Origin of the sequence: Micromonospora sp. NBC_00860 (genome assembly GCF_045207375.1) — a bacterium.
GTDB lineage: Bacteria > Actinomycetota > Actinomycetes > Mycobacteriales > Micromonosporaceae > Micromonospora > Micromonospora vinacea.
In genome coordinates, this window is the sequence record NZ_CP108825.1 from 6286750 (window position 1) to 6302231 (window position 15482).

General features: G+C 68.4%; 13 protein-coding genes and 1 rRNA gene. 7 read left to right on the forward strand and 7 right to left on the reverse strand.

The features are described 5' to 3' along the window. The first annotated feature begins 11 nt into the window (after nucleotides 1-11). The 4 genes from OH804_RS29015 (at nucleotide 12) to OH804_RS29030 (ending at nucleotide 5499) form a co-directional block, all read left to right on the forward strand. Complete coding sequence (locus OH804_RS29015; RefSeq protein ID WP_307788545.1) at nucleotides 12-1070, forward strand: HupE/UreJ family protein; 1059 nt, start codon at nucleotides 12-14, stop codon at nucleotides 1068-1070. Between the two features lie 144 nt (nucleotides 1071-1214). After that, nucleotides 1215-3188, forward strand: coding sequence for a fibronectin type III domain-containing protein (locus OH804_RS29020; protein WP_406060744.1), 1974 nt, complete (start codon nucleotides 1215-1217; stop codon nucleotides 3186-3188). Nucleotides 3189-3277: 89 nt separating this feature from the next. After that, nucleotides 3278-4357 (forward strand): WxL protein peptidoglycan domain-containing protein, encoded by a 1080-nt coding sequence (locus tag OH804_RS29025; RefSeq protein WP_196920222.1) that lies wholly within the window; start codon nucleotides 3278-3280, stop codon nucleotides 4355-4357. A gap of 170 nt (nucleotides 4358-4527) precedes the next feature. Continuing rightward, nucleotides 4528-5499, forward strand: coding sequence for an NADP-dependent oxidoreductase (locus OH804_RS29030; RefSeq protein WP_406060747.1), 972 nt, complete (start codon nucleotides 4528-4530; stop codon nucleotides 5497-5499). 4 nt (nucleotides 5500-5503) lie between these two features. Here OH804_RS29030 and OH804_RS29035 read toward each other — a convergent pair whose 3' ends face one another. The 5 genes from OH804_RS29035 to OH804_RS29055 form a co-directional block, all read right to left on the reverse strand. Further along, a complete protein-coding gene (locus OH804_RS29035; protein ID WP_112585927.1) occupies nucleotides 5504-6094 on the reverse strand; it encodes an HAD family phosphatase in 591 nt (196 codons plus the stop codon). A gap of 16 nt (nucleotides 6095-6110) precedes the next feature. After that, on the reverse strand, nucleotides 6111-7367 hold the full coding sequence (locus OH804_RS29040; protein ID WP_406060749.1) for an RNA polymerase sigma factor: 1257 nt from the start codon (nucleotides 7365-7367) through the stop codon (nucleotides 6111-6113). A gap of 2 nt (nucleotides 7368-7369) precedes the next feature. Beyond that, nucleotides 7370-7717, reverse strand: coding sequence for a YciI family protein (locus tag OH804_RS29045; protein ID WP_196924694.1), 348 nt, complete (start codon nucleotides 7715-7717; stop codon nucleotides 7370-7372). 118 nt (nucleotides 7718-7835) lie between these two features. Further along, nucleotides 7836-9047: a low temperature requirement protein A gene (locus OH804_RS29050; RefSeq protein ID WP_406060751.1), complete on the reverse strand. Its 1212-nt coding sequence runs from the start codon at nucleotides 9045-9047 to the stop codon at nucleotides 7836-7838. Nucleotides 9048-9078: 31 nt separating this feature from the next. After that, the gene (locus tag OH804_RS29055) at nucleotides 9079-9738 is read right to left on the reverse strand and encodes a winged helix-turn-helix transcriptional regulator (protein ID WP_406060753.1); all 660 of its coding nucleotides are present in this window, start codon (nucleotides 9736-9738) and stop codon (nucleotides 9079-9081) included. A 72-nt stretch (nucleotides 9739-9810) separates the two neighbouring features. Here OH804_RS29055 and OH804_RS29060 point away from each other — a divergent pair, with 72 nt between their 5' ends. Beyond that, the gene (locus tag OH804_RS29060) at nucleotides 9811-10533 is read left to right on the forward strand and encodes a hypothetical protein (RefSeq protein ID WP_406060755.1); all 723 of its coding nucleotides are present in this window, start codon (nucleotides 9811-9813) and stop codon (nucleotides 10531-10533) included. A gap of 57 nt (nucleotides 10534-10590) precedes the next feature. Here OH804_RS29060 and trpS read toward each other — a convergent pair whose 3' ends face one another. Together trpS and OH804_RS29070 are read right to left on the reverse strand one after the other, a co-directional pair. Next, nucleotides 10591-11649 (reverse strand): tryptophan--tRNA ligase, encoded by a 1059-nt coding sequence (trpS, locus tag OH804_RS29065; RefSeq protein WP_406060757.1) that lies wholly within the window; start codon nucleotides 11647-11649, stop codon nucleotides 10591-10593. 275 nt (nucleotides 11650-11924) lie between these two features. Next, nucleotides 11925-12404, reverse strand: a complete 480-nt coding sequence (locus OH804_RS29070; protein ID WP_406060759.1) for a PRC-barrel domain-containing protein — start codon at nucleotides 12402-12404, stop codon at nucleotides 11925-11927. A gap of 201 nt (nucleotides 12405-12605) precedes the next feature. On the opposite strand from OH804_RS29070, the gene OH804_RS29075 reads away from it, so the two are divergent. After that, nucleotides 12606-12860, forward strand: coding sequence for an SCO4848 family membrane protein (locus OH804_RS29075; RefSeq protein ID WP_406060761.1), 255 nt, complete (start codon nucleotides 12606-12608; stop codon nucleotides 12858-12860). Nucleotides 12861-13603: 743 nt separating this feature from the next. Further along, a 16S ribosomal RNA gene (locus tag OH804_RS29080) occupies nucleotides 13604-15118 on the forward strand. Nucleotides 15119-15482: the final 364 nt, after the last annotated feature.

Sequence of the window (15482 nt, forward strand, 5' to 3'; positions counted from 1 at the left end):
TTCGGACCGGGGTGGAGCTCGAATACGACCTCCTCGTGGTGTCCGCCGCGGATGCCGGCGACGACGACCCGCTCTTCCAGGTGGGAACCGCCGCGTTCGAGGCGGGCGACAGCGCCGCCCAGGCCGCCGCCCTGAAGGGTCACGCGTCGGCGGTCCTCGGATACGTCTCCGACCGGTTCTCGGTGAGTTCCCGGGGTGCGGCCTGCCGGCCGACGCAGGTGGGTGACGCGACGATCGGGGAGCGCGAGGGCGTGCCGTACGCGAACCTGCTCCTCGACTGGACCTGCCCCGAGCCTGTCGACGAGCACGTGGTGCGCAGCGGCCTCTTCCCGGATGACGAGGGCTACGTCAAGGGCACGAAGACGATCGTCACCTACGAGATCGACGGCCGTTCCGGCAGCGCGGCGCTGGACGCCGCCAACCCGTCCTTCTCGACCGCGCAGGCCTGGTACGAGCGGTTCGGCGAGTTCTTCCTCCTGGGCGCCGAGCACCTGCTGACCGGGGTCGACCACATCCTGTTCCTGCTGGCGCTCATCGCCGGGTCGCGGCGGCTCCGGGAGATCGTGCTCGCGGCCACCAGTTTCACCCTGGCGCACTCGGTGACGTTCATGCTGGCCGCGCTCGGCCTGGTCGAGGTTCCGGGGGTGATCGTTGAGCCGATCATCGCGTTGTCGATCGCCGTCGTCGCCGGCTGGCACCTGTGGGGGATCTGGCGACGTGGTGAACACGCGGCCGACCTGGAGACGGCCGGGCGCGGTCACTTCAGCCTGGATCGGGCCGGCTGGATCCGCCTCGGCGTGGTGTTCTGCTTCGGCCTCGTGCACGGCCTTGGCTTCGCGGGCGCGCTGGGTATCGACGAGGCGTGGTCGTGGACCCTGCTGTGGTCGCTGCTGGTGTTCAACGTCGGCATCGAGGTCGTCCAGTTGACGATTATCGCTGTCGTCTTCCCGCTGCTGTTCGTGCTGCGCCGTCGTGCGCCGAAAGCCGGCCTCTGGGCGACGGGAGCCGTTTCCGCAGCCGTGTCCATTATGGGGTTGATCTGGTTTGTGCAGCGCGTTTCTGGATCATGAGTAGGGCTAAGTAGTTCGTGAAGTGCAGTCTTTCGCAAGATCACGTTCACGGTTGGTTCATCGGGCGGCGAAAGCGTGGAATTGCTTCCCCAGCGTCGGGTGAAGGCACAATCCATTTCTCTATTTGAAAAGGGAACAATGTCGATGACATTGAGCACCTCGACACGGGCCTCCGCGCTCGTGCGGCGGCGCCTGGTCGCCGGGGTCGCAGCCGGTTTCCTCGGAATGGGCGCGGCTCTCGGTAGTGGCCTGATGGCCACCGCGAGCGCGGCCGAGTCCACCACGATCACCGGTGTGGTCCTCGGCGTCGGCGCCAACGAGACCCAGCGCATCGTGAGCTGGTACTCCTCGGCCGACACCGCGCAGAAGATCCAGCTCGCCCCGACCGCCGAGATCGTCAACGGCGAGTTCCCGGCCGGCGCCCTCAGCTTCGACGCCGTCGGTGCGGCGAACACCTCCACCACCGGCTTCAACCGGCACGCCACGATCAGCAACCTGCGGGAGAACACGGCGTACTCGTACCGGGTCGGCGCCGAGGGCAGCTGGTCCCCGGCGTACGCCTTCAAGACCCAGGACTTCGAGGGCGACTACGACTTCCTGTTCTTCGGCGACCCGCAGATCGGCTCCTCCGGTGACCGGCTGAAGGACCAGGCCGGCTGGGAGGACACCCTGAAGGTGGCCACCGCGGCCAACCCGAACGCCGAGCTGCTGGTGTCCGCCGGCGACCACGTCGAGAGCGCCAACGACGAGGGTCAGTGGACCTCGTTCCTGGCCCCCGACCAGCTGCGTCAGATCCCGCTCGTCGCCACCATCGGCAACCACGACGTCGGCGGCAAGTCCTACGAGCAGCACCACTTCACCCCGAACACCGACCGCTCGTCTGCGTACTACAACGGGGACCAGGCGACCCGGTCCGGCGGTGACTACTGGTTCATCCACAAGGATGTGCTGTTCATCGACCTGAACAGCAACAGCTACGCCAACCCGGCGGACGGCTCCGCCGGCGGCGACGCGGCGCACGTCGCGTACGTCACCGACGTCATCAACAAGCACGGCTCCGAGGCCAAGTGGAAGGTGCTGGTCTACCACCACTCCATCTACTCGCCGGCCAGCCACGCGACCGACACCGACAACAAGCAGCGGCGGGAAGACTTCACCACCGCGTTCTCCAACCTCGGCGTCGACATGGTCCTTCAGGGCCACGACCACAGCTACTCCCGTAGCTACTCGATCAAGAACGGTCAGAAGGAGAACCCGGCCGAGCAGCCGGGTGCTGCCGAGGTGTTCCCCGGCCCGGGCGGCGTCATCTACGTGACTGCCAACTCGGCCTCCGGCTCGAAGTACTACGACATCAAGAAGCCGGACACCACCGGCACCGGCATCCGTGGCAACGGCCCGGACCCGCTGGACCCGAACAAGTACTGGTACAACTCGTCGCAGAACCAGGAGCACGTGCGCAGCTACGTCAAGGTGCAGGTGCGCGGTGACAAGCTGGTCCTGGCCAACGTTCGCAGTGGCACCTGCGCGGCGCCGAACGCGGCTGTCGAGAAGGGCCTCTCCTGCGTCAACACCCCGGACGGTCAGCCGGTCGGCTCGATCACCGACAAGGTGACAGTGCACCCGTACAACGGTGACGGCCAGGCCATCCAGGTCAACGTGCCGAACCCGGCTCCGGGCGAGTTCGGGTGGACGATCGACGGCTACAACGGTCTGGTCGACCTGGGTACCGCGCAGGAGCGCGACGGCACCTACTTCCAGGCCAACGGCAAGATCAACCCGATCCTCGTGTCGGACAGCCGTCGCTCGCTCGCCCCGTGGTCGATCTCGGCCAACGTCGGCGAGTTCCAGGACGCCGACAAGAAGTTCTCCGGCTCCTACCTCGGTTGGAACCCGTACGTGCTCGACGCCGGCGCGGGCGCCGAGGCCGGTGCTCCAGTCCTGTCGTCCTTCGACGACCAGGGCAAGGGCCTCTCGGTCTCCAGCGGGCTCGCCGCGGCCGCGCAGGGTCACCCGCGTGGCGGCGCCAAGCTCGGTGCTGACCTGGACCTGAAGATCCCGGACAGCATCGCGAAGGGCAGCTACCGCACCACCCTCACGATCACCGCACTGAGCAGCTGACCGGACTGTTCCATTCGGCGGGGTAGGCACCTTCGGGGCCTACCCCGCCACCGGTTCACCCACTACCAAGATCACCACAAGGACTTGAGATGCAACCGTCCGTAACTCGCTGGAAGACCACGACCGCCGCACGCCTCCGTACGACCGCACTGTCCCTGCTCGCCGTCGTCGCGGCCGTCGGTGTCGGTGCCGGTCCCGCAGTGGCGGCGGACGGTAACGTCGCCTGGACGGTCCGGACTGCCTCCAACGGCTACGGCGAGGCCCGGTCCAGCTACAGCTACAACGTCAACCCGGGTGGCGCCGTCGAGGACGCCATGGTCGTGGCCAACCGCGGCCCGGCGCCGCTGACCCTCTCCGTGTACGCGGCCGACGGCTTCACCACCGACGCCGGCCAGCTCGACCTGCTCACCAGGGACACGAAGTCCATCGCGGTCGGCGCCTGGGTGAAGCCGAACGCCGGCAGCGTCGTCATCCAGCCTGGAAAGACCGCCCAGGTGCCCTTCAAGGTCAGCGTTCCGGAGAACGCCACGCCCGGTGACTACGTCGGTGGCATCCTCACCACGCTCACCCAGGCCGACCAGGCTGAGGGGATCAACGTCGACCGGCGCCTCGGCATCCGGATCAAGTTGCGGGTGGGTGGCGAACTGAGGCCGAACCTCGCGATCGAGAACCTCCACGTCACGTACGCCGGACCGACCAACCCGTTCAGCAAGGGTGACGCCACCATCACCTACCAGGTCCACAACGTCGGCAACGCGGCCCTGTCCGGTAAGCAGGCGGTGACCGTCTCGGGCCCGTTCGGCCTACTGCGGGTACGGGCCGAGGATGTCGCCGCGCCGCCGGAGCTGCTGCCGGGTGAGAGCTGGAACGTGACGGTGCCCGTCCACGGGGTGGCTCCCGCCATCTCGCTGGCCGCTACCGCGACAGTGACACCGCTGCTCACCGACGCCTCGGGTTCCACCACCCCGCTCAAGCCGGTCCAGGTCACCGCACACGGTTGGGCCCTGCCCTGGACGCTGGTGCTGGCGCTCGTCGTGCTGATCGCCGTACTCGTCGGGGCGTACCTCTACCGCCGCCGCAACCGGGCGCAGCGCAAGGCGCGCGAGGATGCCCGGGTACGCGACGCCGTCGAGCAGGCGCTTCGCGGACCGGAGCCGCAGACGTCCTGATCGCGGGGGGCGGTATTGCGGACATTCCCGTGCGCGCCCCGGCTACGCCCGGCGGGGCCCGCCGAGCGCGGGCGTTCGTCCTTGTGGGTGAACGACACTCAGCTCCGGGCCACGCCTGGTCCCGAGCCGGCATGCTGCGACGGTGACGCCGGCACGGAGAGGGAATCCACATGGTTGACGGGGATGTGCCAGAGCGGATGCAGGCCGCGGCCTTGGACGAGTTCGGCGGGCCGGAGGTGATCACCCTGCGGAAGTTGCCGATCCCGCAGGTCGCCGACGACGAGGTGCTGATCAAGGTCTGGAGCGCCGGCGTCGGGGTGTGGGACGCGTACGAGCGCGAGGGTGTGCTGGTGCCGGAGGGCTCCGCGCTCCCGATCGTGCCCGGCTCCGACGGCGCCGGAACCGTCATCGCGGCCGGCAGCACTGTGACGAACGTGGGAGTGGGTGACCTGGTCTACGTCTCCGCCACCACGCGCCCGAAGGGCGGCTTCTACGCCGAGTACGCGTCGGTCAAGGCGGAGTACGCGGCGAAGGTGCCCGACGGTGTGCCGCCGGAGCACGCCGGTGCCATGCCCACCGACGCGCTGACCGCGCTGGCCGGGCTCGACGCGCTCAGCCTGTCGGCCGGCGACTGGCTGTTGATCTTCGGTGCGAGCGGCGGTCAGGGCCACCTGGCCGTGCAGTTGGCGAAGCGGCAGGGGCTGAACGTGATCGCCGTGGCGTCCGGGACGGACGGCGTCGCGCTGGTGACCCGGCTCGGGGCCGACGTGTCCCTCGACGGCCACGGCGACATGACCGACGTGCTGGCCCGGATCCGGGACGCGGCGCCGGGCGGGGTGAACGCCATCCTGGCCATGGCCGGCGGCGCGACACTGGACCGGCTCACCGAGGCGCTGGCCGACGGCGGGGTGGTCGCGTTCGCCCACGGGGTGCAGCCGGAGCCGCAGGAACGGCCGGGCGTCAAGGTCCGCGCGTACGACGGCGAATCGAGCCCTCGACAGTTGCAGCGCCTCAACGAACTCATCGAGGCGGGACCGTTCGTGGTGCACGTCGCGGAGAAGTTCCCGCTGGGCAAGGTGCGGGATGCCCACCAGCGCCTACAGACGTCCTTCGCCGGAAAGCTCCTGCTGACTGTGGCCTGAGACGTCAGGGCGTGCGCTGTTGCGGCACGCGTACCGAAGCCATGCCGGCCGCCGTCGCGGCCTGGATGCCCAGGTCGGTGTCCTCGAAGACCAGGCAGGACTCCGGGGGTACGCCGAGCTGCTCCGCCGCGAGCAGGAACGCCTCCGGGTCGGGCTTCGCCCGGGTGTAGTCGTCGGCGCAGACCAGCACGTCGAACCGGTCCAGCAGGCCGAGCGCCTCCAGAGAGGCGGTGACCGACGCGCGGGTGCTGCCGGAGACGACGGCGAACGGGACCCGCCGGTGCGCGTCGTGGATGTGCGCCAGCACCTCGGGCACGGCGGCGAGTTGCGGCAGCAACTCCTGGTAGTAGCTCTCCCGGCGCTCGACGACGGCAGCCACCGGCATGGCCAGACCCTGCTGCTCGTTCAGGGCGACGATGATGTCGGCGGTGGGTCGCCCACCCCAGGCGTAGAAGAGGTCCTCCGGGAACTCGCAGCCCCACTCTTCAAGGGCCCGCTGCCAGGCCAGGTAGTGCAGCGGCATCGAGTCGACGATGGTGCCGTCGCAGTCGAACAGGTACGCGGCGAACGGCCCGGGAGGCAGAGGCAGACTCACCCGGGAAGGGTACAGCTCACTCCGTCGTGACGGCTTTCAGCTGTCTGAGCAGGTACGCGCGCTCCGGTTCGGTGCCGACCAGCGTCAACGCGCTGCGGTACGCGGCCGCGGCCTCGTCGTACCGGCCGAGCCGGCGCAGCAACTCGGCCCGCGCCGCCGGATAGGGGTGGTGACCGCGCAGCCGCGGCTCGTCGGCCAACTCGTCGAGCAGCGCGAGCCCCGCCGCCGGCCCGTCCCGCATGGCCACCGCGGCGGCCCGGTTCAACGCGACGATCGGCGAGGGCACCAGGTCGAACAGCACGTCGTAGAGCGCCACCACCTGCGGCCAGTCGGTGCTGGCCACGTCCGCGGCCTCGTCGTGCAGCGCGGCGATGGCGGCCTGCACGCCGTACGGGCCGGGCGCTCGGCCGGTCAGGGCGACCACCACCAGGCCGCGCCCCTCCTCGATCATCTGACGGTCCCAGCGTCCGCGGTCCTGGTCGTCGAGGAGGACCATGGCGCCGTCCGGCCCGGTACGCGCGTCCCGTCGGGCGTGGACCAGCAGCATCAGACCGAGCAGCCCGGCGACCTCCCGCTCGGCGGGCAGCAGCCGCCGCAGGATCCGGCCCAGCCGGATGGCCTCCTCGGCCAGGTCGATCCGTTGCAGGTCCGGGCCGGAGCTGGCCGCGTACCCCTCGGTGAAGACCGAGTAGACGGCCTGGAGCACAGTGGGCAGACGACCGGGCAGCTCGTCGGGCCCGGGCACCCGGAACGGGATGCGTGCGTCGCGGATCTTCCGCTTGGCCCGGACGAGTCGCTGGGCCATGGTGGCGGGCGGCACCAGGAAGGCCCGCGCGACCTCGACCGTGGTGAGGCCGGCCAGGAACCGCAGGGTGAGCGCGCCGCGATCCGCCGCGGCCAGGGCCGGGTGCGCACAGGTGAAGAAGAGCGCCAGCCGGTCGTCGGGCAGATCGCGGTCCGCGTCGGCGGGCGGCGCGTGGTCGGCCCGCTCGGCCTCCGCCCGGAGTACGGCGAGCCGCGTCGCCAGCACCCGGTCCCGACGCAGCCGGTCCACCGCTCGACGCCGGGCCGTGGTGAGCAGCCAGGCGCCCGGCCGGCTCGGGACGCCGTCGGTCGGCCAGTGCGTCAGCGCCGCCTCGATGGCCTCCGAGGCGACCTCCTCGGCCAGGTCGAGGTCGCCGAAGCGGCGCACCAGCGAGGCGAGCAGTCGGCCGCGTTCCTCCCGGAACACGGCCTCCACCGACGACCCGACGGCTGCCTCCTCACCCGGCATGGTCAGGCCTGCACGTCGATCTCGAAGATCGGACGGACCTGGACCGATCCGGTGCCGATGGCCCCGGGGCTGCGGGCCGCCCAGTCCAGCGCGGCGTCGAGGTCCGGCACGTCGATGACGTCGTACCCGCCGAGCAGCTCGCGGGTCTCGGCGAACGGCCCGTCGGTGATCGTGCGCTCGCCGTCCGGGCCGACCTGCACCGTGGTGCAGGTGGTCAGGTCCTGCAAGGGATGCCCGGAGACCCAGACCCCGGCGTCCTTCATCTCCCGGTCGTAGCGGATCCAGTCCTCGAAGCTGCACCCGTTGTCGACGACCTCCCCGTCGACCATGGGGCTCATGAACAGCAGCATGTACTTCACGTTTCGGCTCCTCTCGGTGCGGCGTGTCGCCGTACAGCATGACGACGAACGCGGGCCGGGGATATCGACACGGCGCGGCAGATCTTTTGGCCGGGCCGCACCAGAGGGCTCAGGGAACGCCCGGGAGTGCTGAGTCGCGTCGTTCGTCCCGTCGGTCCATCCGTCGCTCGAACCAGGTCACCCCGATCAGGAAGGCGGTCAGCACTGTGAGCGCCGCCAGCGGTGACAGGGATCGGCCGATCGGCAGCAGGGGCAGCGGCAGCAGCGCGGCGACGACCTGCGCCGGGTGAACCGCCCGAACGGTCAGCCGCCGGAAGACCAACCTGCTGAGCAGGTAGAGGGCGGTGCCGCCGTAGAGCGCGGTCGCGGCCTCCCACCCCAGCCGGCCGGAATGCGCCGACTCCCCGGTGAGCTGCGTGATCACCTCCTCGATGCCGAGCGCGACGTAGATGACGCCGATGATCAGCGTGGAGTGCCCGAGGCCGTACGCGTCGCCGGCAACGCGGGCCCGTCGATCACCCGGCACGTTGCCGACCGCCTCCCGGGCGGCGGACGCCAGCCGATCGAAGTAGAGCCACCACAGGCAGATCGTGCTGGTGAGGCCGAGCAGTGCGGCCAGTAGAGCGGGGCCGACCGGTGCCATCGCCCGTGGGCCCGCGCCGGCAGAGATCAGGGACTCACCCAACGCGATGATGAGCACCAGGCCGAACCGCTCGCTGAAGTGGTCCACGCTGCGCAGTTGCCACGGCCGGAAGGTGGACGCGATCCGGGCACCGCCGATGTTCAGCAGAAAAGCGACAGTCCAGAGCGCCGTCTGGGCCGCACCGCCGAGCAGGGCACCGATGATCAGCGGGACCCAGCCCAGCACCACCGGCACTGTGAAGAACCGCAGCGTCGAGCGCAGCGGCGGGTTCGTCGCGCTCGCCCAGAACAGGATCACGAGCTGCACGGCCCGGCCGACCACGTAGGCCAGGGCGAGAGTCAGCGGCGCGTCGAACAGCTCCGGGCTCTGCTGCCACGCGTCCGGGAGCACCAGCGCGGCCACGAAGATCGCCGCCATCGCGACAAGGGTGACCGCGCGGACCGGGCCGACGTCCGGCCGGACCAGGTTTCCCACCCAGATGTACGGCGACCAGGAGTACAGCAGCAGGAGTAGGAGGAGGAGCCCCTGGGCCAGGGTGAGCGCGCTCGGCGAGCCTGCCATGAACGTGATGACCCGGGTGAGCGCGAAGACGAAGACCAGGTCGAAGAAGATCTCGAACATCGTGGTCCGGTGCGTCACCCCCGCCGGCACCGGACGAATGTCGAGAATCCTCCTCACCCTCGCATTCTGCGCTATATCGGTCGGTGGTTCATCCGGTCCACTCGCCCGACCTTGCTCCGAAGAGCAGGAAGAACCGCTCGGCCGCCGCGGTGTCGCCGTGCACCTCGATCTCGCCCGTCGAGACCGCCGACCGCAGCGGTGTGCCGCCGAACATCAGCTCGCGCAGCGCTCTGACCGTGCCGGTGACCGTGACGTCGACAGGGCCCGACCGGCCACGGACCACGCTGATCCCACTCGAAGACACCCCCACCTCGAAGGCGTCGGAGCCCACCTGCAACCGGAGCCGGGCGGTCACCGGCGCGTCGGTCGGTGGCCGATAGAGGGCCTTCAGCAACAGCATGAACGCGTCAGTGCTCATCTCGACGTCCGGCTCCGCGGGCAGGCCGGCGCCCCACCGTGACAGCTCGATCAGTGTCGGCTCCAGTTGCTGACCGCGTTCGGTCAGCTCGTACGCATGCACGCTGGCCGGCGGCCCGAGCTGCACCCGTCGGACGATGCCGGACTGCTCCAACTCCCGCAGTCGCTGGCTGAGCACGTTCTGGCTGGCCTTCGGCAGGCCGGCCCGCAGATCGCCGAAACGCTTCGGGCCGAACACCAGCTCTCGGACGATCAACAGCGCCCAGCGCTCGCCGACGATGTCCATCGTGCGCGCCGCGCCGCAGGCGTCCTGGTAAGTCCGCTGAGTCACATCTCCATCGTAGTCGGCGTCCACTGAGCAGTGCTAACGTAACACCATCTAGTCCTAACTTAGGAGTAAGCAATGGATGCACTGCTCGCCAAGGTGATCGAGCGCCACGGCGGCCTCGATCGCTGGAACACCGCGTCGACCCTCACCACCCGGCTCACCTACGGCGGCCCGTTCTGGGCGTTCAAGGGCCGGCCCGACTTCGACAGCACCGCACTGGTCGAGGCCGACCTGCACCGGGAACGGATCCGCCACGTCCAGGAGGGCACCGGCCAGGTCACCGAGTACGACAGCGACACCGACCGGGTCACCGTCAGCGCGGCCGACGGCAGCCTGATCGACGAGTTGACGAACCCCCGGGCCAGCTTCGCCGGCTACACCCAGGAGAGCCAGTGGACGCTCGCCCAGGCGGCCTACTTCCGTGGCTACGCCACCTGGCACTACCTCGTCGAGCCGTTCCTGTTCACCTGGCCAGGCGTCGAGGCGCACGAGATCGAGCCGTGGACGGAGGACGGCGAGTCGTGGCGCGTACTGCGCGTCACGTTCCCCGAGAGCGTGCACACCCACACCGACACCCAGCTGTACTACTTCGACGACAGCGGGCTGCTGCGGCGCATGGACTACCAGCCGGTGGTCAACGGCTCCTCCCCGGTCGCGCACTACGTGAGCGGAGCGACCGAGGTCGACGGGCTGGTCGTGCCGACTCGACGCCGGATCCACATCCGCCAGGAGGACCGCACCCCGGACCTCTCCTGGACGCCGATCACCCTGGACCTGGCTGACGTCCGGATCCGCTGAGACCCCGAAGGTGTCGCAGCGGACCCGACGTCACGTCGCCGACCGGACGCCCCGGCCTCAGGTCGAGGCGTCCGTTCGGCGCCGGCTCCGCTCAGCCCGCCGGCGCACCTGCTGGTACGCGCCGGTCAGCCCCATCGCCCGGCGTACCTCGAGCACCGTCTGGCGAACCTCCTGGCGGGTCCGTTCCGTACCCTCGACGATCAGTCGGTCGACCAGACCCCGGTCGGCCTCGATCTCGGCCCGGCGCTGCCGGATCGGCGCCAGGAACCCCTCCAGCGCGACGATCAGCCGCTCCTTGACCTCGACGTCACCCACCCGCCCGGCCCGGTACCGCCCTGCCAGGTCGGCCACCTCGTCGCGGTCCGGATTGAAGACGTCGTGGTACGCGAACACCGGGTTGCCCTCCACGGTGCCCGGCACGTCGGCCCGCACCCGATTCGGATCGGTGTACATGCCGAGCACCTTGCGACGCACCGTCGCCGCGTCGTCGGAGAGCGCGATCGAGTTGCCCCGGCTCTTGCTCATCTTGGCGGCGCCGTCGGTCCCCACCAGGCTCGGTGTGTCCGCCGGGATCAACTCGGGCACCGGGAAGACCGGACCGTACAGGTGGTTGAACCGTCGGGCGATCTCCCTGGTGACCTCGACGTGCGCGGCGTTGTCCCGGCCGACCGGGACCACCTCCCCCTTGACGCAGAGGATGTCCGCGGCCTGGAGCACCGGATAACCCAACAGCCCGTACGGCATCTCCTCCTTGCCGGCGTCGCGGGCCATGTCCTTGAGCGACGGCACCCGTTCCAGCCGGGGAACGGTCACCAGGTTCTGCAGGAGGGTGTTGAGGTCACCGACCTCGGGGATGGCCGACTGGAGGTAGAACGTGGCCCGGTCCGGGTCGACGCCGGCGGCGAGGATGTCGGTCACCATCTCCCGGGCGTTGCCGGAGACCTGGTCGATGTCCTCCCGGCGGTTGCGGGTGGTGAGCATGTGCAGGTCGGCGATGATGAAGAAGCTCTCGTAGTTCCGGTGCAGCCGCACCCGGTTGGCAATGCTGCCGACGTAGTGGCCGAGGTGCAGGCGGCCGGTGGGCCGGTCGCCGGTGAGCATTCGTGCGACGGACATGGTGGTGCCTCTCGTTATCCGAAGGTGGGTCACGCGTGGGCGCGCGCCGAGCAGGGCTGGCTCAGCCCTGCTCGGTCAGCGGGATCGACTCAGCGAGTCGCCCGCCATCGCGCGCCGGCGCGAAACCGCAGACCACCGGCACGGAGCACGTTCAGAAGTTGCTCACGGCCGTCGCCGGAGCTGGGCGGGATCTCGGGCGCGGCACCGAGGAAACGGCCGTCGACAAGGTCGACCGCCTCGGATGCGCAGTTGCCCGTTCGGACCACGGCCTCACATTACCTGCGGTCAGTTGCCGGCGGGGACAGGTAGCTGTCGGCGTAGTAGGTGCCGACACGTTCCCGATATTCCTGGTCGGCCGAGTCCGGGTCGAACGGTGGCGCGTCCTTGATCTCCTGGCGGGTCCGGTCGACGTGCACGACGCGTTCCTGGTGATCCACCCGTTCCACAGTTCCGGCCGGCAGTAGCACCTTCTGGCCGAAGATCCAGGGCCCGGTGTCCACCACCAGGTGTCCGGCGTCCGCCTCGTCGCTCGTCTCGTCGATGGTGCCGATGCGCCCGTCGCTCGCCTGCACCTGATAGCCCACCAGGTCGACGGGCGTGCCCGGGCCGGGCGCGTCCGGGCCGGGCGCGTCCGGGCCGTCGTGGCCACCCTCCTGGTCGTCCGCCGGGGTGACCGACGGTGTGGCCTGCGTGTAACCGCCCGCCAGGGCGGACGGGTCACGCCAGGCCCAGGGGTTGAAGATCGAGGGTTGCATGGGGCACCTCCGGGGGGACGGTCCTCAGCTGTCCTCCTTCGCAGTGCCCAGCACGCTCACGCCGGAAACAGCCTGCGCTCTACGCGGCAGCACTCCTGCCGAAGTCTGGCGGTTCGCCCGGCGTTCGCGTCGCCGCCGGTTTCGCTGTTGCGGTGGCCGGCGCGAGCCCGGTGAGCAGGTGCGCTGGCATACTCGGCTGCCATGGTGCTGTCGCGAGGGTGGAGTCTCTTCCTGGTCGGAGTCGGCGTCTGGACCTGGGTGATCTGGCCCAGGTTCGCGGTGGCCATCTGGCAGGACCCGCGGTCCTGGGCGTCCGGCACGGTGGCCGAGGGTGCGGCCACAAGCTTTCTGTGGGTGCACGCGCTGTTGATCGCCGCGTCCCTGGCGATCGGCACCACAGCTGGCGTCCTCGGCGTCCGGGCGTGGCTCGCCACCCGGCGGCGGCAGCCCTCCTGAGCCCCGCCGCTCCTACGGATCAGGCCGGTCGGCGCCCGCACTGCTGATGGTCGCCAAGTCCCCGCTGCTTCCCGAACGCTTCTGACCTGCGAAAACCGTGCGGACGAGCGAATGTGACGCGCGCCGCTACCCGTGGATTTGACGATCAAACCCGCAGACGCGTAACTTTCTTTCTGCCAGCGCGGAACGGGGCAAACGGGACGAAGGTCCTAGAGCACCGAAACGGGATGGCAACCGGGTCAACCAGGGGTTCGCTCCTGCGAGACACGGTCCGGGCGGGGCTCGCCGGATCGGCCGCGAGGCGGATTTGGTGCGGCGAAGCCGACCGGGTAAGGTTCACGACCGGCAGGGAACCGGGCGAGACTGCGGGAAACCGCAGCGGCCGGTCTGCTGAATCCGACGACCTGACGCAGCGGTTCGCTGCTGCGTGAGTGCGCCGGCGCTGATCCGTACGAAGCATGACAGACCGGGACACACGGTTTGACACGGCGAAGACGGTGAGGTAACGTAGTAAAAGTGCCCGGCGCGAGAGCGGCGGGGGCGCGGTACGGAAAACCCCGGTTGGGGTTCCACTTGGGTGGGGCTTCTGGTCGGTGTGTGGTTGTTCTTTGAGAACTCAACAGGGTGCTTGTAAAGCCAGTGCCAATTATGATTTATACCCCGGACTGGTCAGTTTTTGCTGGCTGGTTGGGATTCCTTTGGCAACATTTGTTTGTTGCCGGGATAGCTGTTCAACTAATTTTTTGTTGGAGAGTTTGATCCTGGCTCAGGACGAACGCTGGCGGCGTGCTTAACACATGCAAGTCGAGCGGAAAGGCCCTTCGGGGTACTCGAGCGGCGAACGGGTGAGTAACACGTGAGCAACCTGCCCCAAGCTTTGGGATAACCCTCGGAAACGGGGGCTAATACCGAATAGGACTGCTGGCCGCATGGCTGGTGGTGGAAAGTTTTTCGGCTTGGGATGGGCTCGCGGCCTATCAGCTTGTTGGTGGGGTGATGGCCTACCAAGGCGACGACGGGTAGCCGGCCTGAGAGGGCGACCGGCCACACTGGGACTGAGACACGGCCCAGACTCCTACGGGAGGCAGCAGTGGGGAATATTGCACAATGGGCGGAAGCCTGATGCAGCGACGCCGCGTGAGGGATGACGGCCTTCGGGTTGTAAACCTCTTTCAGCAGGGACGAAGCGAGAGTGACGGTACCTGCAGAAGAAGCACCGGCCAACTACGTGCCAGCAGCCGCGGTAAGACGTAGGGTGCGAGCGTTGTCCGGATTTATTGGGCGTAAAGAGCTCGTAGGCGGCTTGTCGCGTCGACCGTGAAAACTTGGGGCTCAACCCCAAGCCTGCGGTCGATACGGGCAGGCTAGAGTTCGGTAGGGGAGACTGGAATTCCTGGTGTAGCGGTGAAATGCGCAGATATCAGGAGGAACACCGGTGGCGAAGGCGGGTCTCTGGGCCGATACTGACGCTGAGGAGCGAAAGCGTGGGGAGCGAACAGGATTAGATACCCTGGTAGTCCACGCTGTAAACGTTGGGCGCTAGGTGTGGGGGGCCTCTCCGGTTCCCTGTGCCGCAGCTAACGCATTAAGCGCCCCGCCTGGGGAGTACGGCCGCAAGGCTAAAACTCAAAGGAATTGACGGGGGCCCGCACAAGCGGCGGAGCATGCGGATTAATTCGATGCAACGCGAAGAACCTTACCTGGGTTTGACATGGCCGCAAAACTCGCAGAGATGTGAGGTCCTTCGGGGGCGGTCACAGGTGGTGCATGGCTGTCGTCAGCTCGTGTCGTGAGATGTTGGGTTAAGTCCCGCAACGAGCGCAACCCTCGTTCGATGTTGCCAGCGCGTTATGGCGGGGACTCATCGAAGACTGCCGGGGTCAACTCGGAGGAAGGTGGGGATGACGTCAAGTCATCATGCCCCTTATGTCCAGGGCTTCACGCATGCTACAATGGCCGGTACAATGGGCTGCGATACCGCGAGGTGGAGCGAATCCCAAAAAGCCGGTCTCAGTTCGGATCGGGGTCTGCAACTCGACCCCGTGAAGTCGGAGTCGCTAGTAATCGCAGATCAGCAACGCTGCGGTGAATACGTTCCCGGGCCTTGTACACACCGCCCGTCACGTCACGAAAGTCGGCAACACCCGAAGCCGGTGGCCCAACCCTTGTGGAGGGAGCCGTCGAAGGTGGGGCTGGCGATTGGGACGAAGTCGTAACAAGGTAGCCGTACCGGAAGGTGCGGCTGGATCACCTCCTTTCTAAGGAGCACCTTCACCTGAAAGGGTGCAAGGAGCCCGCGGCCTACGAATGTTGGGTCGGGGTGCTCAGATGGCGGAGACACTGGCAAGTTTTGCCCTGGCAACGGCCGGCGGCGCCTAGTACAGCCACCCTTCGGGGATGGTGGGAATGGTTGCTTCTGGTGCGGCTGGGGGGAGATGTAGGCACCCTGTTGGGTCCTGAAGGAACAACCCGTGTGGTTGTTGTTTCAGAGACGTGGCCGGCCTCCTGTGTGGGGGCTGGCAGTCTGCCAGGCATGGCCTGGCCTCACATACCGCTGACTGTTGTTGGGTTTGGTGTGGGGCGGATCGGGTTGTGGGTTGGTCGTTTGTTGAGAATTGCACA

Coding starts and splice junctions, on each gene's coding strand:
- OH804_RS29020 (WP_406060744.1), top strand. CDS start 1,215: ATGACATTGAGCACCTCGACACGGGCCTCCGCGCTCGTGCGGCGGCGC.
- OH804_RS29025 (WP_196920222.1), top strand. CDS start 3,278: ATGCAACCGTCCGTAACTCGCTGGAAGACCACGACCGCCGCACGCCTC.
- OH804_RS29030 (WP_406060747.1), top strand. CDS start 4,528: ATGGTTGACGGGGATGTGCCAGAGCGGATGCAGGCCGCGGCCTTGGAC.
- OH804_RS29040 (WP_406060749.1), bottom strand. CDS start 7,367: ATGCCGGGTGAGGAGGCAGCCGTCGGGTCGTCGGTGGAGGCCGTGTTC.
- OH804_RS29045 (WP_196924694.1), bottom strand. CDS start 7,717: ATGCTGCTGTTCATGAGCCCCATGGTCGACGGGGAGGTCGTCGACAAC.
- OH804_RS29060 (WP_406060755.1), top strand. CDS start 9,811: ATGGATGCACTGCTCGCCAAGGTGATCGAGCGCCACGGCGGCCTCGAT.
- trpS (WP_406060757.1), bottom strand. CDS start 11,649: ATGTCCGTCGCACGAATGCTCACCGGCGACCGGCCCACCGGCCGCCTG.
- OH804_RS29070 (WP_406060759.1), bottom strand. CDS start 12,404: ATGCAACCCTCGATCTTCAACCCCTGGGCCTGGCGTGACCCGTCCGCC.
- OH804_RS29075 (WP_406060761.1), top strand. CDS start 12,606: ATGGTGCTGTCGCGAGGGTGGAGTCTCTTCCTGGTCGGAGTCGGCGTC.